Origin of the sequence: Poseidonibacter lekithochrous (genome assembly GCF_013283835.1) — a bacterium.
Taxonomy (GTDB): domain Bacteria; phylum Campylobacterota; class Campylobacteria; order Campylobacterales; family Arcobacteraceae; genus Poseidonibacter; species Poseidonibacter lekithochrous.
Genome location: NZ_CP054052.1, coordinates 287,083 through 313,898, shown reverse-complemented (window position 1 = coordinate 313,898; position 26,816 = coordinate 287,083). Strand labels below are relative to the sequence as shown.

Sequence of the window (26,816 nt, the reverse complement as noted above, 5' to 3'; positions counted from 1 at the left end):
GGTAGTTTAGACAAAGAAAACATTGCTGTTTTCTTTTATTATTTACTTACCTAATCTTTTAAGAATAGTGTTGTATCCGTCTAGAATTCCATTTTTAATTGAATCTGGAACATCTACGTCTAATTTTTCACCAGCATTTAATGCTTTTGATTTTTCTTTCCAATCATTTGCTTTACCAAAATCTCTTAGGATTTGTTTATCCATTGAAATATAATTAGCTGCATCAAAATCTTCTTTAGCAATAAATCTTGAACTCTCAGGAGTTAATACTTCATCACCAAGAACCCATTCACCTTTAGAATTAATAAAGATTTCAAATTTAGTATCAACAACAACAATTCCATTGTCTTCAGCAAATTTAGTAAAGTCTTTGAATAAGTTTTCCATAGATGAAATAATTTCAGGGAATACTTCTCTAACTGTTGCAGAGTTTAAAGGTTCATCTTTAATCCCTTTAGTCGTAGGTGTAAAAATTGGTGTTTCAAATTTATGCCATTGAGCTAAATCTGAAGATAAATCTAATCCATAAGGATCATTTCCTGTTTTACATGCTTCAAATAAAGAACCTGTTAAGTAATTTCTGAAGATAAATTCGAATTGAACAACTTCTCCATCAATTTCAGATTCTAAAGGCTTACATAATTCCATGATTTGACATCTAGGTGCAATACTTAAAGATGAATCAACATTTTCAGAAAGAATTGCTGTTCTAATACCAGATTCTTTAGCAAAAGCTGCTCCATTGTTAGAAATAGTTGTTTGAGAAACACCTTTTCCTTCAATTTCAAGATTTAATGGAATATCAAATACTGAACATCTGTCACTTCTTACTAATAATACTTTAGCATCGTCACCTGGACATGTATATAAATCAGCATTTTTACCAATGTAGAATAAATTATATCCTAAGTCTTCTAACTCAGAAATACCCTTTTGAGTTGTAGTTTTCTTTGATTCTGGCCAAAGACCAAGTGCTACAATTTCACTTATTTTCATTTAGTCTCCTATTATTTATTAAAAATTATTAATGATTTTAAGATACCAATAGATGTATTTAATTGGTTATCTTTATTTATTTGTTCTTTTGTGATGATTTTACTATCATCTTTTTTTGCATCTTCTTTTGCTTTTTCGCCGTCAACTTTTTCAAGTTCACCTTCAAGGTGTTTTTTTAGATCAGCTTCTTTAATTTTGAACTCTGAATCTTTTTCTTCAGTAACTTTACCAGTATAAGCAATAACGTCAGGAGTTACACCCTTGGCTTGAATTGTTCTACCACTTGGTAAATAATATTTTGCAATTGTTAACTTTATATTTTCAGTTCTGTCTTTGTTTATAGGTAGAACTGCTTGTACTGAACCCTTACCAAAAGTTTTTTCACCAATGATAATAGCTCTTTTATGATCTTGTAATGCCCCAGATACAATTTCTGATGCTGATGCAGAACCACCATTTACAAGTACTACCATTGGTAATTTTGAAATAGTATTAAATGAACTTGCATTAAATTTCTCTTCATCTTCGGCACTTCTACCTTTTTGAGAAACAATAACACCATCATCTACAAAAGCATCAACAACTCCAATAGCTTGAGATAATAAACCACCTGGATTATTTCTAAGATCTAGAATAATACCTTTTGTATTTTTGTTATTTTTAATTGCTTCTTGTAATTTTTCAGTTACCTTAGAATCAAAACTTGAAATTCTAATATATAAAAAATCTTCTTTTTCAATATTTTTAGAAAATACTGATTGGATTTTAATAATATCTCTTGTAATTTTGATTTTAAGAGGTTTTGTTTCACCTTTTCTAACAACAGTAAGTGTGATGTCAGTCTTTGGTTTTCCTCTCATAATTGAGACAGCATCATCTAAAGTCATGTTTAGAGTAGCTTTGTCATTTATTTTTAAAATAATGTCTGAAGATTTTACACCTGCTTTAAAAGCTGGAGTACCATCAATTGGAGAAATAACAGTTAATGCACCGTCTCTTAATCCAACAGTAATCCCAAGACCACCAAATTCACCTTTAGTTTGTATGTTCATTTCTTTTGATGATTTAGTATCTAAGTACGATGAATGAGCATCTAACTCTTGCATTAAACCTTTTAGAGCTTTATCAACAATCTCTTGTAATTTAATATCATCTACATAATACTTTTCAACAGTTCCGATTACTTTAGTTAATTTTGATAGTGATTCGAATCTAGTTTGTTGCTCTTCTTGAGAAATCTGTTTTGCAAACAAACCTTGAGATAAAACTAACGCAATTGACGAGGCTAGGATTAGTTTCTTCATTTATTATGACCTTTAAAATTTATAAAGATATATTATACAAAAAAGTTTATAAAAGTAAGATTTTATTAAAACTTTTGTAACATATCAACTAGTTTATAAAGAGGTTAATCACAATGAGTATGAAAGAAAATGTAAATTTTGTAAAAGATGAATTAAACAGCGAAGAAAAGTTCCTTGAAGGATTCGTAAAAGTAGAAAGATTTTACAAAAAATTCAAGTCACTGATTTTAGGTGTAGGTGGGCTTGTTATAGTACTTGCAATTGCGTTTAGTGTTAATAGTTATATGGAAGATGAAAATAAAATCAAAGCAAATATTGCTTTTGATAAAATCATTTTAAACCCAAATGACAAAGATGCATTAGCGACATTAAAAGAAACTAATAAAAGTTTATATAATGTAGCACTTTTCTTACAAGCAAAAGAAGAGAATAAATCTGCAGATGTACAAATTAAATACTTAAAAGAATTAGCTTTATATCAAAAAGCTTTAGAGAAAAAAAGTATTACTGATTTAGGTAATTTATCAATGGAAAATGATTTCTTATTGAAAGAATTTGCAATATTTAATAAGGCTTTATTATTAGCAAATGAAGGTAAATTCAAAGAAGCAAAAACAGCATTAAATTTAATTCCTCAAAGCTCAAAAGCTTATGAGTTATCAAGTTTATTAAAACATTACTTACTTACAAAATAAGGATAAATGATGAAATATTTATTAATTTCATTAACTGCTCTTTTTTTATTTACAGGGTGTTCAAATAAAAAATATTTTGAACCAGAAGATGTAAATGATGAATTAAAAGTTGAGAAAAAAGATCTATCTGATAGTATCAAATCTATGAACAGAATTGGTGCTACATTAGAAGATGGAACTGTTATTACACAATATGGTGTGTCAAAATTTAAGTTACCTGAAAACTTTGATTTTATTAATCTTACTAATGAAGGTGATGTAATTGCAACAAATAATAAAGATAGTGTTCTTATTGGTAAGAATGAAATCTTAGTTAAAAATGTTGTAGTAGCAGCGGCACTTAAAGATGAAAAATTAGCTTTAGTTTATTCTGATAATTCTATTGAATTAATAGATATTAATACTAAAAAAACTTTATATAAAGAGTATTTACAAAGCTCATTGGCAAATGATTCAAGAATTACAAACCCTTATTTTATGGGGAATCTAATTCTATTTCCAACATTAAATGGTAAAGTTATTATTGTTTCATCATTAAATAATGAGTCTGTTAAAAATATTGCTGTTGATCCTAAAGGACAATTTAATAATATAATATTCTTAGATGTTTTAAAAGATTCGCAAACTTTAATTACAGCAACACCTAATAAAATTGTATCTATTTCAACAAAAGAAATTCTTGCAAAAGAGTATGAAATTAGAGATGTAATTATTAATGGTGAGTTTGTATATGTTGCAACTATTGATGGTCAAATTATTAAATTAACATCAAGTTTAGTTGAAGTAGCAAAGAAGAAATACCAATACTCAAAAATAAATGCACTAGCTTATACTGATTCATTATATGCAATTGAATCACAAGGTTATATTATTAATATAGATGAAGAATTTGTAAGAGATGAAATCTACGAATTTGATTTTAATAATGAAGATAGACTTATTGTAATTGACAATAAAATTTATTTTGATGAAGATTATATAACTCTTCCATAAATAAAAAGTTAAGAGTTATAACTCTTAACTTTAATTATGTTAACTACTTTTTTTACTTTGCTCATTTTCATAAGCTTGTCTACATTCAGTACAATATCTAGCAAATGGTTTAGCTTTTAATCTTCCAATAGGAATAGTAATTCCACACATATCACAATTACCATAGTCTCCATCTTTAATTCTCTTTAGTGCAGCTTCAATTTGCTCTAATTCATCTAGCTGATGATTTGCAATCATCCCTTCTGTAAAAGAATCACTAACAAGTTCAGCATAATCTAAATCATCATTAATTTCTTGACCTTTTAATTCATCAATATTATTTCTACTTCCATTAATATTACTTAGAATCTGTTCTTTCTTTTCTTCTAATAAAATTTTTAGATCTTCTATTTGTCTTTCGCTTGCCATAAGTTTTCTCCTTACTTATTTTATAATTATATACTTTTTAATATATATTATATATAAGACTATTTATAATGACAGAATTATAATCCATAATGACAGCAAGGGAGTAGCAATGGACATAGAAAACATAAAAAAAATAATTTTGCAATTTTCAGATGAAAGAAACTGGGAAGAGTTTCATAATCCAAAGAATTTATCAATGGCTCTTAGCGTAGAAGCTAGCGAATTAGTGGAGATATTTCAATGGCTAACATTGGAACAATCAGCTAATTTAGATAAAGACAAAAAAGAACATGCAAAACAAGAAATAGCTGATATAGCAGTTTATTTAATCAGAATGTGCATAAAACTAGATATTAATTTAGAAGAAGCAATTATTGAGAAAATGAAATTAAATGAGAAGAAATATCCACTAGAAGATAATAATGGGAAAAAGATAGAATATGGAAAGAAATCTTAATTAAACTATCTTCGTAAACTCTTCATATAAATCATCACTAAGAGTATTCCTAAGAGTTATCTCTAACTCTATAGGTTTATTCCCTTTGTAGCTTGTAGTGTCCCCTAGACCTAAATATATGAACTTTTGTGTCTTCTTATCAACTTGTACAAATTTTCTTACAAATACATGTAAATTTATTTTTTCATTTATATTATTAATTAATCTAAAGCCATCACCTTTTTCTTGACTCATTCCAGGTTTAGATATATAAGTAAATTTATTTTTTGTTAAAAAATCATTTTTATATTTTGCTGCTTTTGAAAATTTATCTTTCTCAATTGAAATAAATAAAAAGAAATCATTATTATATTTGAGAAAGCCACTTCCTCTAAATGAAGAATGGATTTTTTCAAAATTACATAATAAAGCAATATTCAGCATATTATAATTTTCATAAAGTTTAAAAAATGGTAAACCATAATTTTTTATTCCAAATTTTTTCTCATAATCAACAATTCCATAATTTATAGAATCATTTATTAAATCTTTATATCTATTATTTTTAATTAATTCAATAAAACTATCAGTTAAAATTAGTTCATTATTTTCAAATTCAACAAATCTTTCATATCTATTTATTTGTGCACTATCAAAAAACTCCTGATTTAAATATCTAAATGAGTGTTCAATAGTTTTATCATCAATCTCTATTAAATACTTTGTTAATACATTTTTAATATCAAGAACAGAACATCTATTATAAATGATCAAGTATTTAATTATCACAAATTCATGTATTCTTTTTATTGGTAATAAATATTCAATAAATCTAATCACTTTTATAAAATATTCATTAGAACATATTTTTTTTAAGACATCAGTTTTTTCAACTCTTAATAAAAATTCTATATATGATTTACTCTCAGATATAAAACTAAGAGCTGAGATCGTCTCATCATTTGATAAATAATCAGTTAATTTTGGTATCTTATTATTCAAATTTAATTTAAATTCAAAATATTGTTCTTTTAAATATTTAATATTAGAAAAGTTTTCTTTTTCAATTTGACTTAATATTCTTTCTTTAGAAATTTTATCCATAGAAATAAAAGCATTTGGAATATTAGCAAAATCATTTAATACTTGAAGTTTTACACTTTCTTTATCAATTTTTTTATTTCCAACAAGACATAATGCAACTAAATAAGCTTTATTATGATTACCAATAAAATCCAAAACAGTTAAGAATTCTTTATCTTTATGCTTACGTAAACCTCTTCCTAATTGCTGAGTAAATACAATACTTGAATCTGTTGGTCTTAATAATAAAACAGTATTTATAGAAGGAATATCAATACCTTCATTAAATATATCAACAGTGAATATTACTTCTAATAAGTCATCATTACTCTCAAGTTCATTAATACATTTTTCTCTATATAAAACAGTATCTTCACTTGTTAGTGAGATTGAGTTAATTCCTCTCTTCTTAAATTCATTACTCATGTATTCACAATGTTTTTTAGAACAACAAAAAGCTAACACTTTTCTTTTTTTACCAGAGTAAGAATAAAAGTTCATTTGTTCAATAATATATTCAACTCTTTTATTTATCATCAATGCTTTACTTAGCTCAGAAATATCATTCATATTTAATTCCAAATAATCAATATCAGATATATCATTTATTCCATAATAATGAAAAGGAGTAATAAGGTTTTCATTTAATGCATCACTTAATCTAATATCACAAGCGATATTATCATCAAAAAATTCATAAATACTTTGATTATCCATTCTATTAGGAGTTGCAGTTAAACCTAATAAGAATTCAGTTTTAAAATAATCAATTACAACTTTATAACTTTTAGAGCTAATATGATGAGCTTCATCAACTACAATATAATCAAAAGTGTCTTTGTCAAAACTCTTATAATTTTTAGTCATAGTTTGTATTGTTGAGAATATATACTCTTTATTTAACTCTTTTTTATTTCCAGTAAATAATCCACATGATTTATTTAGAGTAGAAGTCTCATAAGTAAACATTGCTTTTTGAAGAATATTCTCTCTATGAACTAGAAATAAAACTCTTTTAGGTTTAAACTCTAAGATATCTAATAATGATAAATAAGTTTTTCCACTACCCGTAGCTGCAATAACTAAAGCTTTATTTTCATTATTGTCTCTTAGAAATTTTATTTTAGATAAAACTTCCCTTTGCATTACATTAGCTCTGATTTCTTTTTTATATACAAATTCTTTTTTATCTATAATTGAATCTTTAAATTTTTTATATTCATTAATAAATTCATTATTAACAAAATAAGCTTGATCCCATAAATAGTTAAATTCATTTATAATATTATTTAAGCTGATATCATCTTTTTTATATTTATTAGTCATATTCCATTCTATATTACTTTTAAATGCGCTTGCAGTAATATTTGATGAACCGATTATCACTTCTGTAAAATCAGTAAATTCAAAAATATAAGCTTTTGAATGAAAACCAATATTAGTTTTATTTGAATCATAAATTTTTAATTCAATATTTGTAAACTCTAATATTTTCTCCAAAGCTTTGACTTCTGTAAAATTTAAATATGTGGAAGTTAATATTTTACCTTTTATATTTTTCTTCTCAAGTATTCTAAAAGTATCTAAGAGAAGTTGTAAACCAGAAAAATTAATAAATGCAACATTAAAAGTAAAAGAATTACATTCGTTTAAAAGTTTTGTTATATAATTATGAAAATTTGAAGTATGACTATTTGTAATTAAACTATTCAAAAAAAACCTTATTTTTAATTACAGATTATACGGAATAAAAACTAAAACATTTTCTAAAAAGATATTTAATGAGCACAAATAATACAATTTACTATTTATCATATGATGATATAAAAGATGAAAATATATTAAAGAATCACATTTACACTGATTTAAATACAAACTACTACTATAGTGATGATTTTTCTTGTGATTTTTATATTCATTTAGCAAAAAGTGGATTTATATCTACAACTACTAAATATGATGATATTTTATATTTACTACCAGAATTACAATATGAATATGCTCTATTAGATTTTGAAGATTTACACATAAGTAAAAAGGTAAAAAAACTTATTCATAAAGAAGACTACATATTCACTATAAATCGTAGAATAGATGAGATCCTAACAAAACTTGATGAATATCATAATCCAAATTGGTTAATTGAAGAATACAAAGAGCTTATAAATAATTTAATTCACTATGAAAGCAAGTATGTAGATTTCCAAATACTAAGTTTTGAAGTATCTGATAAATTTACAAATGAATTAATAGCAGCAGAAATTGGTTATAAAATCAATAATACCTACACTTCACTTACTGGATTTAGCTCAAAAGAGAAGAAATATAATAACTACGGTAAATTGCAACTTATACTTTTAGCTCAATATTTACAAAGTAACAACTATCATTTCTGGAATTTAGGTCATCCTTATATGCAATATAAATTTGATATAGGAGCAAAGATGTATAAAAGAGGAGATTTCTTAAATAGATGGGAAAGAAGCATTAACTAAATTAGGATTTTCTATTAATAAGTAAAAGAATATGATTAAATCATAAAAAAAGGGCTAAAAAAAAAGCTTAGTTAAAAACACCTAAATGTTTTGAACTAAGCTTTGAAAAACTCAAGAGCTGGCAGCGGCCTACGTTTCCACAAGGGGACCCTGCAGTATTATCAGCGATGAAGTGCTTGACTTCCAGGTTCGGAATGGGACTGGGTATTGCCACTTCTCTATTACCACCAGCAATATGAGTAATCAACATATTATAAAAAATATATTCATTACTCACATTAAGTGAGTTATAAAAAGTAATGTTAAAGTCTTTGCGTTATTTCTAACGTCTTTGTTGACACTTAATTATTAAGTATACACTTAATAAGATAGTAAACCAAGTTATAAAAATAAGCCAAACGATCTATTAGTACTAGTCAGCTAAACGTCTTACAACGCTTACACATCTAGCCTATCAACCAGCTAGTCTTGCTGGGATCTTCAGGGAAAGTTCATCTTAGAGTTGGCTTCGTGCTTAGATGCTTTCAGCGCTTATCTCATCCGTACGTAGCTACCCAACGATGCTCTTGGCAGAACAATTGGTACACTAGTGGTACGTTCATCCCGGTCCTCTCGTACTAGGGACAAATCTCTTCAACTTTCCTACGCCCACGGAAGATAGGGACCGAACTGTCTCACGACGTTCTGAACCCAGCTCGCGTACCGCTTTAAATGGCGAACAGCCATACCCTTGGGACCTGCTCCAGCCCCAGGATGCGATGAGCCGACATCGAGGTGCCAAACCTCCCCGTCGATGTGAGCTCTTGGGGGAGATCAGCCTGTTATCCCCGGCGTACCTTTTATCCTTTGAGCGATGGCCCTTCCACACAGAACCACCGGATCACTATGACCGACTTTCGTCTCTGTTCGACTTGTATGTCTCACAGTCAAGCTAGTTTATGCCATTATACTCAACTGGCGATTTCCATCCGCCATGAACTAACCTTTGTAAGCCTCCGTTACTTTTTAGGAGGCGACCGCCCCAGTCAAACTACCCACCAGACATTGTCCTCATACGGGATAACCGTACCAAGTTAGTAACTCAAATATTCAAGGGTGGTATCTCAAGGATGGCTCATCATAAACTGGCGTCTATGAATCAAAGCCTCCCACCTATCCTGCACAAGAATATCCAAGCTACAGTGTCAAGCTGTAGTAAAGGTGCACGGGGTCTTTCCGTCTTTCCGCGGGTAGGAGGAATTTTCACCTCCACTACAATTTCACTGGATCCCTGGTTGAGACAGCTCCCATCTCGTTACGCCATTCATGCAGGTCGGTATTTAACCGACAAGGAATTTCGCTACCTTAGGACCGTTATAGTTACGGCCGCCGTTTACTCGGGCTTCGATCAAATGCTTCGCTTACGCTGACATCATCAATTAACCTTCGAGCACCGGGCAGGCGTCACACCTTATACATCCACTTACGTGTTAGCAAAGTGCTGTGTTTTTGGTAAACAGTCGGGAGGGACTCTTTGTTGCAACCTCTTTAGCTTTTGAGAGTAAATCTCTATACCAAAGTAGGCACACCTTATACCGAAGATACGGTGCTAGTTTGCAGAGTTCCTTAACCAGGGTTCTTCCACGCGCCTTAGAATACTCATCCCACCCACCTGTGTCGGTTTACGGTACGGGCAACAAATAATATACTTAGTGGCTTTTCTTGGCACGACAGTATCATCGATTCTCTATCTTCTCCGAAGAGTGTCAAGAGCCTGTAAGATCTCGGTCTCGTGTATCCCGGATTTGCCTAAGATACGACCTACGTCCTTCGACCCACTATTCCATCAGTGAGCTCGATTAACTCTATGCGTCCCCACATCGCGCTTATTTGTTGGTATTGAAATATTAATCAATTTGCCATCGTCTACCCCTTTCGGACTCGACTTAGGTCCCGACTAACCCTACGATGACGAGCATCGCGTAGGAAACCTTGGGTTTTCGGCGTTGAGGATTCTCACCTCAATTATCGCTACTCATGCCTGCATGCTCACTTCTATCCGCTCCAACGCTCCTTACCGGTACATCTTCAACGCTGAATAGAACGCTCTCCTACCACTTGGATAAATCCAAGTCTAAAGCTTCGGTGCACATCTTAGCCCCGTTATATTTTCCGCGCAGAATCACTAGACCAGTGAGCTGTTACGCTTTCTTTAAAGGATGGCTGCTTCTAAGCCAACCTCCTGGTTGTCACAGTAACTCCACATCGTTTTCCACTTAGATGTGACTTAGGGACCTTAGCTGTTAGTCTGGGTTGTTCCCCTCTCGACATAGGATTTTATCACCCTACGCCTGACTCCTGCGATTACACATATAGTATTCATAGTTTGATAGGGTTTGGTACCGCGGTAAGCAGCCCTAGCCCATTCAGTGCTCTACCCCTATATGCTACTACGCAAGGCTATACCTAAATATATTTCGGAGAGAACCAGCTATCACGAAGTTTGATTGGCCTTTCACCCCTATCCACAAGTCATCCGAGCACTTTTCAACGCACACCGGTTCGGTCCTCCACTGGCTCTTACACCAGCTTCAACCTGCTCATGGATAGATCACTTCGTTTCGGGTCTGCAGCATCTGACTAAGTCGCCCTATTAAGACTCGCTTTCGCTACGGCTTCGCACTTGGCTTAACCTTGCCAGACACCACAACTCGCAGGCTCATTATGCAAAAGGCAGTCCGTCACCCTGTTAAAAACATAGGGCTCCGAATGATTGTAAGCTAATGGTTTCAGGTTCTATTTCACTCTCCTCGCTGGAGTACTTTTCACCTTTCCCTCACGGTACTTGTTCACTATCGATCTGTAAGTAGTATTTAGGATTGGAGGGTGGTCCCCCCAGATTCAGACAAAATATCACGTGTTCCGTCCTACTCAGGATACCAATAGAGTCATTGAAGATTTCGATTACGGGAGTATCACCCTTTATACTATAGCTTTCCAACTATTTCATCTATCTTCTTTGATCTCACATCTTGGTCCTACAACCCCCTATGCAAGCATAGGGTTTGTCCTAATCCCAGTTCGCTCGCCGCTACTATGGGAATCTCATTTGATTTCTCTTCCTCCGGTTACTGAGATGTTTCACTTCACCGGGTTAGCTCTCTTTCGAGTAACATATGTCTCCATATGCTGGGTTGTCCCATTCGGAAATTCCTGGATCAAAGCTTCTTGACAGCTCCCCAAGACTTATCGCAGTCTAGTACGTCCTTCATCGCCTCTTACAGTCTAGGCATCCACCATTAGCCCTTAATAGCTTATTATAATTTAGTTGATACAAGTATCAACCGCTTTTTTGAATAATTATTCCTTGGCTACTATCTTATTAAATTTACATTTAATAAGTTAGTTGTGTCTATCTATACTTTTTATTTAAACTTTCATTTAAATAAGTTTTTTTAGATATAAAATTTTTTATTTTTAATAAATTCTTCATACGAAAGATTTTATTAACGAAAAAATTAAAGACTTTAACATTATGTTTTTAAATATCATTTTGATTATAAAACCAAATATAAATCTTACTCTTTGTAAAACTTATATTTAGTTTCAAACTTACGGCTTATATAATCTTTATAAACCGAATATAGAAAAGGTTCAATAAACCTTTTTAGTTTTGAGTTTAGAAACGAATCTAAACTCTTTCTCTGAAAGGAGGTGATCCAACCGCAGGTTCTCCTACGGTTACCTTGTTACGACTTCACCCCAGTCGCTGAATCCACTGTGGAGGGTAGCTACTTTAGCATCCCCGCTTCGAATGAGTTCAACTCCCATGGTGTGACGGGCGGTGAGTACAAGACCCGGGAACGTATTCACCGTAGCATTGCTGATCTACGATTACTAGCGATTCCAACTTCAAGTAGTCGAGTTGCAGACTACTATCCGAACTGGGAGGCATTTTTGAGATTTGCTCCACCTCGCGGTATCGCTGCTCTTTGTATGCCCCATTGTAGCACGTGTGTAGCCCTGGACGTAAGGGCCATGATGACTTGACGTCGTCCTCACCTTCCTCCTGGTTACCCAGGCAGTCTCGTTAGAGTTCTCAGCCGAACTGTTAGCAACTAACGACGAGGGTTGCGCTCGTTGCGGGACTTAACCCAACATCTCACGACACGAGCTGACGACAGCCGTGCAGCACCTGTATGAAAGTTCTAGCAAGCTAGCACTATCACATCTCTGCGTTATTCTTTCTATGTCAAGTCCAGGTAAGGTTCTTCGCGTATCGTCGAATTAAACCACATGCTCCACCGCTTGTGCGGGTCCCCGTCTATTCCTTTGAGTTTTAATCTTGCGACCGTACTCCCCAGGCGGTACACTTAATGTGTTAACTGCATTACTGCAAGGTCTAGCCTCACAACAACTAGTGTACATCGTTTAGGGCGTGGACTACCAGGGTATCTAATCCTGTTTGCTCCCCACGCTTTCGCGTCTCAGCGTCAATAATGTTCCAGTAGATCGCCTTCGCAATCGGTATTCCTTCTGATCTCTACGGATTTTACCCCTACACCAGAAATTCCATCTACCTCTCCCATATTCTAGGTAAGCAGTTTTCAAAGCAGTTCAATGGTTGAGCCATTGGATTTCACTTCAAACTTACAAACCCGCCTACACGCTCTTTACGCCCAGTGATTCCGAGTAACGCTTGCACCCTCCGTATTACCGCGGCTGCTGGCACGGAGTTAGCCGGTGCTTATTCATATAGTACCGTCATTATCTTCCTATATAAAAGGAGTTTACGCACCGAAATGTGTCATCCTCCACGCGGCGTTGCTGCATCAGACTTTCGTCCATTGTGCAATATTCCCCACTGCTGCCTCCCGTAGGAGTCTGGACCGTGTCTCAGTTCCAGTGTGACTGATCATCCTCTCAAACCAGTTAGGCGTCATAGTCTTGGTGAGCCATTACCTCACCAACAAACTGATACCGTACAGGCCGATCCTAGAGCTATAAATATTTCCCTTGCAGTCTTAAGACTTAAAGGCATATGGGGTATTAGCATTCGTTTCCAAATGTTATCCCCCTCTCTAGGGCACGTTACCTATATATTACTCACCCGTGCGCCACTTAGCTGACAGTTATAGTAAACTATAACCCGTTCTCGTTCGACTTGCATGTGTTAAGCACGCCGCCAGCGTTCACTCTGAGCCAGGATCAAACTCTCCATAAATGAATGTTTGAAACTGACAATTTTTGTATTAATTACAAAATTATCACTCAAATGTTTTTACTTAATGTAAAAAGCTTAAATAGACAAGAAACTTGTTCTTGTTTTGTTTTATTGTTTATTCTATATTCGGTTTATAAAGATTACTTCTTTTTAAACCATCTGTTTTTAAAGATCATATCTCTTCAGAACTTTGTGTCGTTCCTCTGAAATTGGACGGGAATTATAGACAAATTAATCCCCTTTGTCAAGGGAGTTTTCTTGTCTCTGGCTTAAATATTTCAATTTGTTAATAATTATACTTATTGTTATTAATTTATGGTCTTTTTACTATATTTATATTGTTATTCTCTATTTTTCTTTTATTCTTTGTGTTTCTTTTTTTCTTTTTATTTACTTATTCACTTATTTTCTTCATTTTTGCTCTAATTTAGTACCTTTTATTTTCATTTATTTATGATTTTATATTTTTTATCTCATTTTCATTGTAAAAATCTTACTAATTTCTTTTACAAATTTTGAAATTTGTATTATTAATGTAAATATATTGAATTAAAATGGAAAGTATACGTACATAGAGCAATAAGAATAAAGGAATTATTGATAGAAATATAAAGATTAGTAATAGTAAAAATATAAATTTGATATAGGAGCAAAGATGTATAAAAGAGGAGATTTCTTAAATAGATGGGAAAGAAGCATTAACTAAATTAGGATTTTCTATTAATAAGTAAAAGAATATGATTAAATCATAAAAAAAGGGCTAAAAAAAAAGCTTAGTTAAAAACACCTAAATGTTTTGAACTAAGCTTTGAAAAACTCAAGAGCTGGCAGCGGCCTACGTTTCCACAAGGGGACCCTGCAGTATTATCAGCGATGAAGTGCTTGACTTCCAGGTTCGGAATGGGACTGGGTATTGCCACTTCTCTATTACCACCAGCAATATGAGTAATCAACATATTATAAAAAATATATTCATTACTCACATTAAGTGAGTTATAAAAAGTAATGTTAAAGTCTTTGCGTTATTTCTAACGTCTTTGTTGACACTTAATTATTAAGTATACACTTAATAAGATAGTAAACCAAGTTATAAAAATAAGCCAAACGATCTATTAGTACTAGTCAGCTAAACGTCTTACAACGCTTACACATCTAGCCTATCAACCAGCTAGTCTTGCTGGGATCTTCAGGGAAAGTTCATCTTAGAGTTGGCTTCGTGCTTAGATGCTTTCAGCGCTTATCTCATCCGTACGTAGCTACCCAACGATGCTCTTGGCAGAACAATTGGTACACTAGTGGTACGTTCATCCCGGTCCTCTCGTACTAGGGACAAATCTCTTCAACTTTCCTACGCCCACGGAAGATAGGGACCGAACTGTCTCACGACGTTCTGAACCCAGCTCGCGTACCGCTTTAAATGGCGAACAGCCATACCCTTGGGACCTGCTCCAGCCCCAGGATGCGATGAGCCGACATCGAGGTGCCAAACCTCCCCGTCGATGTGAGCTCTTGGGGGAGATCAGCCTGTTATCCCCGGCGTACCTTTTATCCTTTGAGCGATGGCCCTTCCACACAGAACCACCGGATCACTATGACCGACTTTCGTCTCTGTTCGACTTGTATGTCTCACAGTCAAGCTAGTTTATGCCATTATACTCAACTGGCGATTTCCATCCGCCATGAACTAACCTTTGTAAGCCTCCGTTACTTTTTAGGAGGCGACCGCCCCAGTCAAACTACCCACCAGACATTGTCCTCATACGGGATAACCGTACCAAGTTAGTAACTCAAATATTCAAGGGTGGTATCTCAAGGATGGCTCATCATAAACTGGCGTCTATGAATCAAAGCCTCCCACCTATCCTGCACAAGAATATCCAAGCTACAGTGTCAAGCTGTAGTAAAGGTGCACGGGGTCTTTCCGTCTTTCCGCGGGTAGGAGGAATTTTCACCTCCACTACAATTTCACTGGATCCCTGGTTGAGACAGCTCCCATCTCGTTACGCCATTCATGCAGGTCGGTATTTAACCGACAAGGAATTTCGCTACCTTAGGACCGTTATAGTTACGGCCGCCGTTTACTCGGGCTTCGATCAAATGCTTCGCTTACGCTGACATCATCAATTAACCTTCGAGCACCGGGCAGGCGTCACACCTTATACATCCACTTACGTGTTAGCAAAGTGCTGTGTTTTTGGTAAACAGTCGGGAGGGACTCTTTGTTGCAACCTCTTTAGCTTTTGAGAGTAAATCTCTATACCAAAGTAGGCACACCTTATACCGAAGATACGGTGCTAGTTTGCAGAGTTCCTTAACCAGGGTTCTTCCACGCGCCTTAGAATACTCATCCCACCCACCTGTGTCGGTTTACGGTACGGGCAACAAATAATATACTTAGTGGCTTTTCTTGGCACGACAGTATCATCGATTCTCTATCTTCTCCGAAGAGTGTCAAGAGCCTGTAAGATCTCGGTCTCGTGTATCCCGGATTTGCCTAAGATACGACCTACGTCCTTCGACCCACTATTCCATCAGTGAGCTCGATTAACTCTATGCGTCCCCACATCGCGCTTATTTGTTGGTATTGAAATATTAATCAATTTGCCATCGTCTACCCCTTTCGGACTCGACTTAGGTCCCGACTAACCCTACGATGACGAGCATCGCGTAGGAAACCTTGGGTTTTCGGCGTTGAGGATTCTCACCTCAATTATCGCTACTCATGCCTGCATGCTCACTTCTATCCGCTCCAACGCTCCTTACCGGTACATCTTCAACGCTGAATAGAACGCTCTCCTACCACTTGGATAAATCCAAGTCTAAAGCTTCGGTGCACATCTTAGCCCCGTTATATTTTCCGCGCAGAATCACTAGACCAGTGAGCTGTTACGCTTTCTTTAAAGGATGGCTGCTTCTAAGCCAACCTCCTGGTTGTCACAGTAACTCCACATCGTTTTCCACTTAGATGTGACTTAGGGACCTTAGCTGTTAGTCTGGGTTGTTCCCCTCTCGACATAGGATTTTATCACCCTACGCCTGACTCCTGCGATTACACATATAGTATTCATAGTTTGATAGGGTTTGGTACCGCGGTAAGCAGCCCTAGCCCATTCAGTGCTCTACCCCTATATGCTACTACGCAAGGCTATACCTAAATATATTTCGGAGAGAACCAGCTATCACGAAGTTTGATTGGCCTTTCACCCCTATCCACAAGTCATCCGAGCACTTTTCAACGCACACCGGTTCGGTCCTCCACTGGCTCTTACACCAGCTTCAACCTGCTCATGGATAGATCACTTCGTTTCGGGTCTGCAGCATCTGACTAAGTCGCCCTATTAAGACTCGCTTTCGCTACGGCTTCGCACTTGGCTTAACCTTGCCAGACACCACAACTCGCAGGCTCATTATGCAAAAGGCAGTCCGTCACCCTGTTAAAAACATAGGGCTCCGAATGATTGTAAGCTAATGGTTTCAGGTTCTATTTCACTCTCCTCGCTGGAGTACTTTTCACCTTTCCCTCACGGTACTTGTTCACTATCGATCTGTAAGTAGTATTTAGGATTGGAGGGTGGTCCCCCCAGATTCAGACAAAATATCACGTGTTCCGTCCTACTCAGGATACCAATAGAGTCATTGAAGATTTCGATTACGGGAGTATCACCCTTTATACTATAGCTTTCCAACTATTTCATCTATCTTCTTTGATCTCACATCTTGGTCCTACAACCCCCTATGCAAGCATAGGGTTTGTCCTAATCCCAGTTCGCTCGCCGCTACTATGGGAATCTCATTTGATTTCTCTTCCTCCGGTTACTGAGATGTTTCACTTCACCGGGTTAGCTCTCTTTCGAGTAACATATGTCTCCATATGCTGGGTTGTCCCATTCGGAAATTCCTGGATCAAAGCTTCTTGACAGCTCCCCAAGACTTATCGCAGTCTAGTACGTCCTTCATCGCCTCTTACAGTCTAGGCATCCACCATTAGCCCTTAATAGCTTATTATAATTTAGTTGATACAAGTATCAACCGCTTTTTTGAATAATTATTCCTTGGCTACTATCTTATTAAATTTACATTTAATAAGTTAGTTGTGTCTATCTATACTTTTTATTTAAACTTTCATTTAAATAAGTTTTTTTAGATATAAAATTTTTTATTTTTAATAAATTCTTCATACGAAAGATTTTATTAACGAAAAAATTAAAGACTTTAACATTATGTTTTTAAATATCATTTTGATTATAAAACCAAATATAAATCTTACTCTTTGTAAAACTTATATTTAGTTTCAAACTTACGGCTTATATAATCTTTATAAACCGAATATAGAAAAGGTTCAATAAACCTTTTTAGTTTTGAGTTTAGAAACGAATCTAAACTCTTTCTCTGAAAGGAGGTGATCCAACCGCAGGTTCTCCTACGGTTACCTTGTTACGACTTCACCCCAGTCGCTGAATCCACTGTGGAGGGTAGCTACTTTAGCATCCCCGCTTCGAATGAGTTCAACTCCCATGGTGTGACGGGCGGTGAGTACAAGACCCGGGAACGTATTCACCGTAGCATTGCTGATCTACGATTACTAGCGATTCCAACTTCAAGTAGTCGAGTTGCAGACTACTATCCGAACTGGGAGGCATTTTTGAGATTTGCTCCACCTCGCGGTATCGCTGCTCTTTGTATGCCCCATTGTAGCACGTGTGTAGCCCTGGACGTAAGGGCCATGATGACTTGACGTCGTCCTCACCTTCCTCCTGGTTACCCAGGCAGTCTCGTTAGAGTTCTCAGCCGAACTGTTAGCAACTAACGACGAGGGTTGCGCTCGTTGCGGGACTTAACCCAACATCTCACGACACGAGCTGACGACAGCCGTGCAGCACCTGTATGAAAGTTCTAGCAAGCTAGCACTATCACATCTCTGCGTTATTCTTTCTATGTCAAGTCCAGGTAAGGTTCTTCGCGTATCGTCGAATTAAACCACATGCTCCACCGCTTGTGCGGGTCCCCGTCTATTCCTTTGAGTTTTAATCTTGCGACCGTACTCCCCAGGCGGTACACTTAATGTGTTAACTGCATTACTGCAAGGTCTAGCCTCACAACAACTAGTGTACATCGTTTAGGGCGTGGACTACCAGGGTATCTAATCCTGTTTGCTCCCCACGCTTTCGCGTCTCAGCGTCAATAATGTTCCAGTAGATCGCCTTCGCAATCGGTATTCCTTCTGATCTCTACGGATTTTACCCCTACACCAGAAATTCCATCTACCTCTCCCATATTCTAGGTAAGCAGTTTTCAAAGCAGTTCAATGGTTGAGCCATTGGATTTCACTTCAAACTTACAAACCCGCCTACACGCTCTTTACGCCCAGTGATTCCGAGTAACGCTTGCACCCTCCGTATTACCGCGGCTGCTGGCACGGAGTTAGCCGGTGCTTATTCATATAGTACCGTCATTATCTTCCTATATAAAAGGAGTTTACGCACCGAAATGTGTCATCCTCCACGCGGCGTTGCTGCATCAGACTTTCGTCCATTGTGCAATATTCCCCACTGCTGCCTCCCGTAGGAGTCTGGACCGTGTCTCAGTTCCAGTGTGACTGATCATCCTCTCAAACCAGTTAGGCGTCATAGTCTTGGTGAGCCATTACCTCACCAACAAACTGATACCGTACAGGCCGATCCTAGAGCTATAAATATTTCCCTTGCAGTCTTAAGACTTAAAGGCATATGGGGTATTAGCATTCGTTTCCAAATGTTATCCCCCTCTCTAGGGCACGTTACCTATATATTACTCACCCGTGCGCCACTTAGCTGACAGTTATAGTAAACTATAACCCGTTCTCGTTCGACTTGCATGTGTTAAGCACGCCGCCAGCGTTCACTCTGAGCCAGGATCAAACTCTCCATAAATGAATGTTTGAAACTGACAATTTTTGTATTAATTACAAAATTATCACTCAAATGTTTTTACTTAATGTAAAAAGCTTAAATAGACAAGAAACTTGTTCTTGTTTTGTTTTATTGTTTATTCTATATTCGGTTTATAAAGATTACTTCTTTTTAAACCATCTGTTTTTAAAGATCATATCTCTTCAGAACTTTGTGTCGTTCCTCTGAAATTGGACGGGAATTATAGACAAATTAATCCCCTTTGTCAAGGGAGTTTTCTTGTCTCTGGCTTAAATATTTCAATTTGTTAATAATTATACTTATTGTTATTAATTTATGGTCTTTTTACTATATTTATATTGTTATTCTCTATTTTTTCTTTTATTCTTTGTGTTTCTTTTTTTCTTTTTATTTACTTATTCACTTATTTTCTTCATTTTTGCTCTAATTTAGTACCTTTTATTTTCATTTATTTATGATTTTATATTTTTTATCTCATTTTCATTGTAAAAATCTTACTAATTTCTTTTACAAATTTTGAAATTTGTATTATTAATGTAAATATATTGAATTAAAATGGAAAGTATACGTACATAGAGCAATAAGAATAAAGGAATTATTGATAGAAATATAAAGATTAGTAATAGTAAAAATATAAATTTGATATAGGAGCAAAGATGTATAAAAGAGGAGATTTCTTAAATAGATGGGAAAGAAGCATTAACTAAATTAGGATTTTCTATTAATAAGTAAAAGAATATGATTAAATCATAAAAAAAGGGCTAAAAAAAAAGCTTAGTTAAAAACACCTAAATGTTTTGAACTAAGCTTTGAAAAACTCAAGAGCTGGCAGCGGCCTACGTTTCCACAAGGGGACCCTGCAGTATTATCAGCGATGAAGTGCTTGACTTCCAGGTTCGGAATGGGACTGGGTATTGCCACTTCTCTATTACCACCAGCAATATGAGTAATCAACATATTATAAAAAATATATTCATTACTCACATTAAGTGAGTTATAAAAAGTAATGTTAAAGTCTTTGCGTTATTTCTAACGTCTTTGTTGACACTTAATTATTAAGTATACACTTAATAAGATAGTAAACCAAGTTATAAAAATAAGCCAAACGATCTATTAGTACTAGTCAGCTAAACGTCTTACAACGCTTACACATCTAGCCTATCAACCAGCTAGTCTTGCTGGGATCTTCAGGGAAAGTTCATCTTAGAGTTGGCTTCGTGCTTAGATGCTTTCAGCGCTTATCTCATCCGTACGTAGCTACCCAACGATGCTCTTGGCAGAACAATTGGTACACTAGTGGTACGTTCATCCCGGTCCTCTCGTACTAGGGACAAATCTCTTCAACTTTCCTACGCCCACGGAAGATAGGGACCGAACTGTCTCACGACGTTCTGAACCCAGCTCGCGTACCGCTTTAAATGGCGAACAGCCATACCCTTGGGACCTGCTCCAGCCCCAGGATGCGATGAGCCGACATCGAGGTGCCAAACCTCCCCGTCGATGTGAGCTCTTGGGGGAGATCAGCCTGTTATCCCCGGCGTACCTTTTATCCTTTGAGCGATGGCCCTTCCACACAGAACCACCGGATCACTATGACCGACTTTCGTCTCTGTTCGACTTGTATGTCTCACAGTCAAGCTAGTTTATGCCATTATACTCAACTGGCGATTTCCATCCGCCATGAACTAACCTTTGTAAGCCTCCGTTACTTTTTAGGAGGCGACCGCCCCAGTCAAACTACCCACCAGACATTGTCCTCATACGGGATAACCGTACCAAGTTAGTAACTCAAATATTCAAGGGTGGTATCTCAAGGATGGCTCATCATAAACTGGCGTCTATGAATCAAAGCCTCCCACCTATCCTGCACAAGAATATCCAAGCTACAGTGTCAAGCTGTAGTAAAGGTGCACGGGGTCTTTCCGTCTTTCCGCGGGTAGGAGGAATTTTCACCTCCACTACAATTTCACTGGATCCCTGGTTGAGACAGCTCCCATCTCGTTACGCCATTCATGCAGGTCGGTATTTAACCGACAAGGAATTTCGCTACCTTAGGACCGTTATAGTTACGGCCGCCGTTTACTCGGGCTTCGATCAAATGCTTCGCTTACGCTGACATCATCAATTAACCTTCGAGCACCGGGCAGGCGTCACACCTTATACATCCACTTACGTGTTAGCAAAGTGCTGTGTTTTTGGTAAACAGTCGGGAGGGACTCTTTGTTGCAACCTCTTTAGCTTTTGAGAGTAAATCTCTATACCAAAGTAGGCACACCTTATACCGAAGATACGGTGCTAGTTTGCAGAGTTCCTTAACCAGGGTTCTTCCACGCGCCTTAGAATACTCATCCCACCCACCTGTGTCGGTTTACGGTACGGGCAACAAATAATATACTTAGTGGCTTTTCTTGGCACGACAGTATCATCGATTCTCTATCTTCTCCGAAGAGTGTCAAGAGCCTGTAAGATCTCGGTCTCGTGTATCCCGGATTTGCCTAAGATACGACCTACGTCCTTCGACCCACTATTCCATCAGTGAGCTCGATTAACTCTATGCGTCCCCACATCGCGCTTATTTGTTGGTATTGAAATATTAATCAATTTGCCATCGTCTACCCCTTTCGGACTCGACTTAGGTCCCGACTAACCCTACGATGACGAGCATCGCGTAGGAAACCTTGGGTTTTCGGCGTTGAGGATTCTCACCTCAATTATCGCTACTCATGCCTGCATGCTCACTTCTATCCGCTCCAACGCTCCTTACCGGTACATCTTCAACGCTGAATAGAACGCTCTCCTACCACTTGGATAAATCCAAGTCTAAAGCTTCGGTGCACATCTTAGCCCCGTTATATTTTCCGCGCAGAATCACTAGACCAGTGAGCTGTTACGCTTTCTTTAAAGGATGGCTGCTTCTAAGCCAACCTCCTGGTTGTCACAGTAACTCCACATCGTTTTCCACTTAGATGTGACTTAGGGACCTTAGCTGTTAGTCTGGGTTGTTCCCCTCTCGACATAGGATTTTATCACCCTACGCCTGACTCCTGCGATTACACATATAGTATTCATAGTTTGATAGGGTTTGGTACCGCGGTAAGCAGCCCTAGCCCATTCAGTGCTCTACCCCTATATGCTACTACGCAAGGCTATACCTAAATATATTTCGGAGAGAACCAGCTATCACGAAGTTTGATTGGCCTTTCACCCCTATCCACAAGTCATCCGAGCACTTTTCAACGCACACCGGTTCGGTCCTCCACTGGCTCTTACACCAGCTTCAACCTGCTCATGGATAGATCACTTCGTTTCGGGTCTGCAGCATCTGACTAAGTCGCCCTATTAAGACTCGCTTTCGCTACGGCTTCGCACTTGGCTTAACCTTGCCAGACACCACAACTCGCAGGCTCATTATGCAAAAGGCAGTCCGTCACCCTGTTAAAAACATAGGGCTCCGAATGATTGTAAGCTAATGGTTTCAGGTTCTATTTCACTCTCCTCGCTGGAGTACTTTTCACCTTTCCCTCACGGTACTTGTTCACTATCGATCTGTAAGTAGTATTTAGGATTGGAGGGTGGTCCCCCAGATTCAGACAAAATATCACGTGTTCCGTCCTACTCAGGATACCAATAGAGTCATTGAAGATTTCGATTACGGGAGTATCACCCTTTATACTATAGCTTTCCAACTATTTCATCTATCTTCTTTGATCTCACATCTTGGTCCTACAACCCCCTATGCAAGCATAGGGTTTGTCCTAATCCCAGTTCGCTCGCCGCTACTATGGGAATCTCATTTGATTTCTCTTCCTCCGGTTACTGAGATGTTTCACTTCACCGGGTTAGCTCTCTTTCGAGTAACATATGTCTCCATATGCTGGGTTGTCCCATTCGGAAATTCCTGGATCAAAGCTTCTTGACAGCTCCCCAAGACTTATCGCAGTCTAGTACGTCCTTCATCGCCTCTTACAGTCTAGGCATCCACCATTAGCCCTTAATAGCTTATTATAATTTAGTTGATACAAGTATCAACCGCTTTTTTGAATAATTATTCCTTGGCTACTATCTTATTAAATTTACATTTAATAAGTTAGTTGTGTCTATCTATACTTTTTATTTAAACTTTCATTTAAATAAGTTTTTTTAGATATAAAATTTTTTATTTTTAATAAATTCTTCATACGAAAGATTTTATTAACGAAAAAATTAAAGACTTTAACATTATGTTTTTAAATATCATTTTGATTATAAAATCAAATATAAATACTTCTTTTAAGTACTTATATTTAGTTTTGTAAATCAGGATTGGTTTTAGATGGTGGAGAATAGCGGGATCGAACCGCTGACCTCCTGCGTGCAAGGCAGGCGCTCTCCCAGCTGAGCTAATTCCCCATCTGTGTTAACTTATTTTAGTTAGGTTAAGATTATTTATAAAAAATGGTGGGCCTACCAGGACTTGAACCTGGGACCTCACGATTATCAGTCGAGCGCTCTAGCCAGCTGAGCTATAGGCCCATTTTTATATTCACAAATAATCTTTATAAACCGAATATAGAAAAGGTTCAATAAACCTTTTTAGTTTTGAGTTTAGAAACGAATCTAAACTCTTTCTCTGAAAGGAGGTGATCCAACCGCAGGTTCTCCTACGGTTACCTTGTTACGACTTCACCCCAGTCGCTGAATCCACTGTGGAGGGTAGCTACTTTAGCATCCCCGCTTCGAATGAGTTCAACTCCCATGGTGTGACGGGCGGTGAGTACAAGACCCGGGAACGTATTCACCGTAGCATTGCTGATCTACGATTACTAGCGATTCCAACTTCAAGTAGTCGAGTTGCAGACTACTATCCGAACTGGGAGGCATTTTTGAGATTTGCTCCACCTCGCGGTATCGCTGCTCTTTGTATGCCCCATTGTAGCACGTGTGTAGCCCTGGACGTAAGGGCCATGATGACTTGACGTCGTCCTCACCTTCCTCCTGGTTACCCAGGCAGTCTCGTTAGAGTTCTCAGCCGAACTGTTAGCAACTAACGACGAGGGTTGCGCTCGTTGCGGGACTTAACCCAACATCTCACGACACGAGCTGACGACAGCCGTGCAGCACCTGTATGAAAGTTCTAGCAAGCTAGCACTATCACATCTCTGCGTTATTCTTTCTATGTCAAGTCCAGGTAAGGTTCTTCGCGTATCGTCGAATTAAACCACATGCTCCACCGCTTGTGCGGGTCCCCGTCTATTCCTTTGAGTTTTAATCTTGCGACCGTACTCCCCAGGCGGTACACTTAATGTGTTAACTGCATTACTGCAAGGTCTAGCCTCACAACAACTAGTGTACATCGTTTAGGGCGTGGACTACCAGGGTATCTAATCCTGTTTGCTCCCCACGCTTTCGCGTCTCAGCGTCAATAATGTTCCAGTAGATCGCCTTCGCAATCGGTATTCCTTCTGATCTCTACGGATTTTACCCCTACACCAGAAATTCCATCTACCTCTCCCATATTCTAGGTAAGCAGTTTTCAAAGCAGTTCAATGGTTGAGCCATTGGATTTCACTTCAAACTTACAAACCCGCCTACACGCTCTTTACGCCCAGTGATTCCGAGTAACGCTTGCACCCTCCGTATTACCGCGGCTGCTGGCACGGAGTTAGCCGGTGCTTATTCATATAGTACCGTCATTATCTTCCTATATAAAAGGAGTTTACGCACCGAAATGTGTCATCCTCCACGCGGCGTTGCTGCATCAGACTTTCGTCCATTGTGCAATATTCCCCACTGCTGCCTCCCGTAGGAGTCTGGACCGTGTCTCAGTTCCAGTGTGACTGATCATCCTCTCAAACCAGTTAGGCGTCATAGTCTTGGTGAGCCATTACCTCACCAACAAACTGATACCGTACAGGCCGATCCTAGAGCTATAAATATTTCCCTTGCAGTCTTAAGACTTAAAGGCATATGGGGTATTAGCATTCGTTTCCAAATGTTATCCCCCTCTCTAGGGCACGTTACCTATATATTACTCACCCGTGCGCCACTTAGCTGACAGTTATAGTAAACTATAACCCGTTCTCGTTCGACTTGCATGTGTTAAGCACGCCGCCAGCGTTCACTCTGAGCCAGGATCAAACTCTCCATAAATGAATGTTTGAAACTGACAATTTTTGTATTAATTACAAAATTATCACTCAAATGTTTTTACTTAATGTAAAAAGCTTAAATAGACAAGAAACTTGTTCTTGTTTTGTTTTATTGTTTATTCTATATTCGGTTTATAAAGATTACTTCTTTTTAAACCATCTGTTTTTAAAGATCATATCTCTTCAGAACTTTGTGTCGTTCCTCTGAAATTGGACGGGAATTATAGACAAATTAATCCCCTTTGTCAAGGGAGTTTTCTTAATATAACTTTAAATTTTTACTTTCTTTCTTTTTTGCTTGTTTTATTAATTGTTTATTATAAAAGTACATGTTTTTTATTGGGTTATATTGATTAGTTGTTATTTATTAAGTATTTTATTGAGTTTTATTCTTTATTGAAGTCTTTATTATATATGTATTCTGATATTTCTTCTAATGTTGTTTTATCATATGCTAGATTTGGCATTAGATTATATTTATCTATTGAATCTTTCATTATAGAGTTTATTTCATTTGGTTTATATACCCAAGTACTCATATAATGGATAAAGTCTTTTTTATTAGGAAAGGCTTCTTTATATTTAGTTTGTATTTCTATTATAGTTGGTGCAGATTTATTATTGTTATTAGTATTATGGCATGTAATACAGTTACCATTAAAAAGTAGTTCTTTATAGTTTGCGTTTGATATATTGATTAGTAGTATTAGTATAAATAAAATTTTCATTTTATAATTTTAGCTAAGTTATGATTTTTTTGGATTGATTTAGGTTAAGTGGTACTCCCAGCACGATTCGAACGTGCGACCTACGCCTTAGAAGGGCGTTGCTCTATCCAGCTGAGCTATGGAAGCATCTTATTTTAGTTTAAAGCTAAAAAGCCTTACATAAAAAGTCTGAAAGACAATTTATATAAGGCTTTTTAAATGGAGCGGGAAACGAGACTCGAACTCGCGACAATCTGCTTGGAAGGCAGAGGCTCTAGCCAACTGAGCTATTCCCGCAAAAGTATAAATTCATAAATGAAGATACTTTAAGTATAAATGGTGCGGATGAGAGGACTCGAACCTCCACACCGTGAGGCACCAGATCCTAAGTCTGGCGTGTCTACCAATTTCACCACATCCGCGATTTCTTTTCACAAAAAGAATAAAAATAATTTACCT

9 protein-coding genes, 5 tRNA genes and 9 rRNA genes are annotated in these 26,816 nt (G+C 36.7%); 4 read left to right on the top strand and 19 right to left on the bottom strand.

Annotation, left to right across the window (positions count from 1 at the left end):
* Positions 1-42: 42 nt before the first annotated feature.
* Positions 43-996 carry a phosphoribosylaminoimidazolesuccinocarboxamide synthase gene (locus tag ALEK_RS01560; RefSeq protein WP_071627925.1) on the bottom strand — a complete coding sequence of 318 codons (954 nt, stop codon included), beginning with the start codon at positions 994-996 and terminating at the stop codon, positions 43-45.
* Between the two features lie 11 nt (positions 997-1,007).
* Positions 1,008-2,300 (bottom strand): S41 family peptidase, encoded by a 1,293-nt coding sequence (locus ALEK_RS01555; RefSeq protein WP_071627926.1) that lies wholly within the window; start codon positions 2,298-2,300, stop codon positions 1,008-1,010.
* 113 nt (positions 2,301-2,413) lie between these two features.
* Here ALEK_RS01555 and ALEK_RS01550 point away from each other — a divergent pair, with 113 nt between their 5' ends.
* Both ALEK_RS01550 and ALEK_RS01545 read left to right on the top strand, forming a co-directional pair.
* Positions 2,414-2,995: a hypothetical protein gene (locus tag ALEK_RS01550; RefSeq protein ID WP_071627927.1), complete on the top strand. Its 582-nt coding sequence runs from the start codon at positions 2,414-2,416 to the stop codon at positions 2,993-2,995.
* Positions 2,996-3,004: 9 nt separating this feature from the next.
* Positions 3,005-3,988, top strand: coding sequence for a hypothetical protein (locus ALEK_RS01545; RefSeq protein ID WP_071627928.1), 984 nt, complete (start codon positions 3,005-3,007; stop codon positions 3,986-3,988).
* A 39-nt stretch (positions 3,989-4,027) separates the two neighbouring features.
* Here ALEK_RS01545 and dksA read toward each other — a convergent pair whose 3' ends face one another.
* Complete coding sequence (dksA, locus tag ALEK_RS01540) at positions 4,028-4,396, bottom strand: RNA polymerase-binding protein DksA (RefSeq protein WP_071627929.1); 369 nt, start codon at positions 4,394-4,396, stop codon at positions 4,028-4,030.
* A 109-nt stretch (positions 4,397-4,505) separates the two neighbouring features.
* Here dksA and ALEK_RS01535 point away from each other — a divergent pair, with 109 nt between their 5' ends.
* Complete coding sequence (locus ALEK_RS01535) at positions 4,506-4,853, top strand: nucleotide pyrophosphohydrolase (protein WP_071627930.1); 348 nt, start codon at positions 4,506-4,508, stop codon at positions 4,851-4,853.
* Here ALEK_RS01535 and ALEK_RS01530 read toward each other — a convergent pair whose 3' ends face one another.
* Entirely contained in the window at positions 4,854-7,628 is a 2,775-nt protein-coding gene (locus ALEK_RS01530; RefSeq protein ID WP_071627931.1) for a DUF3427 domain-containing protein, read from the bottom strand.
* Positions 7,629-7,696: 68 nt separating this feature from the next.
* On the opposite strand from ALEK_RS01530, the gene ALEK_RS01525 reads away from it, so the two are divergent.
* Positions 7,697-8,410 carry a GNAT family protein gene (locus ALEK_RS01525; protein ID WP_071627932.1) on the top strand — a complete coding sequence of 238 codons (714 nt, stop codon included), beginning with the start codon at positions 7,697-7,699 and terminating at the stop codon, positions 8,408-8,410.
* Between the two features lie 116 nt (positions 8,411-8,526).
* On the opposite strand, the gene rrf (ALEK_RS01520) is transcribed toward ALEK_RS01525, so the two are convergent.
* From rrf (ALEK_RS01520) to ALEK_RS01450, 15 genes are all read right to left on the bottom strand, one after another.
* Positions 8,527-8,642 (bottom strand): 5S ribosomal RNA (rrf, locus tag ALEK_RS01520).
* Positions 8,643-8,795: 153 nt separating this feature from the next.
* A 23S ribosomal RNA gene (locus tag ALEK_RS01515) occupies positions 8,796-11,709 on the bottom strand.
* A 387-nt stretch (positions 11,710-12,096) separates the two neighbouring features.
* Positions 12,097-13,613, bottom strand: a 16S ribosomal RNA gene (locus ALEK_RS01510).
* 822 nt (positions 13,614-14,435) lie between these two features.
* Positions 14,436-14,551: ribosomal RNA gene (gene rrf / locus ALEK_RS01505) — 5S ribosomal RNA — on the bottom strand.
* 153 nt (positions 14,552-14,704) lie between these two features.
* A 23S ribosomal RNA gene (locus tag ALEK_RS01500) occupies positions 14,705-17,618 on the bottom strand.
* Between the two features lie 387 nt (positions 17,619-18,005).
* Positions 18,006-19,522, bottom strand: a 16S ribosomal RNA gene (locus ALEK_RS01495).
* A gap of 823 nt (positions 19,523-20,345) precedes the next feature.
* Positions 20,346-20,461 (bottom strand): 5S ribosomal RNA (gene rrf, locus ALEK_RS01490).
* Positions 20,462-20,614: 153 nt separating this feature from the next.
* Positions 20,615-23,527 (bottom strand): 23S ribosomal RNA (locus tag ALEK_RS01485).
* A gap of 308 nt (positions 23,528-23,835) precedes the next feature.
* Positions 23,836-23,911 (bottom strand) — tRNA-Ala (locus ALEK_RS01480).
* Between the two features lie 46 nt (positions 23,912-23,957).
* Positions 23,958-24,034 (bottom strand) — tRNA-Ile (locus ALEK_RS01475).
* 100 nt (positions 24,035-24,134) lie between these two features.
* A 16S ribosomal RNA gene (locus ALEK_RS01470) occupies positions 24,135-25,651 on the bottom strand.
* Together the 16S, 23S and 5S rRNA genes with 2 tRNA genes alongside form the textbook arrangement of a ribosomal RNA operon.
* Before the next feature lie 385 nt (positions 25,652-26,036).
* A complete protein-coding gene (locus ALEK_RS01465; protein ID WP_228146328.1) occupies positions 26,037-26,378 on the bottom strand; it encodes a cytochrome C in 342 nt (113 codons plus the stop codon).
* Positions 26,379-26,427: 49 nt separating this feature from the next.
* Positions 26,428-26,504 (bottom strand) — tRNA-Arg (locus ALEK_RS01460).
* Between the two features lie 73 nt (positions 26,505-26,577).
* Positions 26,578-26,654, bottom strand: a tRNA-Gly gene (locus ALEK_RS01455).
* Between the two features lie 40 nt (positions 26,655-26,694).
* A tRNA-Leu gene (locus ALEK_RS01450) sits at positions 26,695-26,779 on the bottom strand.
* Between the last annotated feature and the right edge of the window lie 37 nt (positions 26,780-26,816).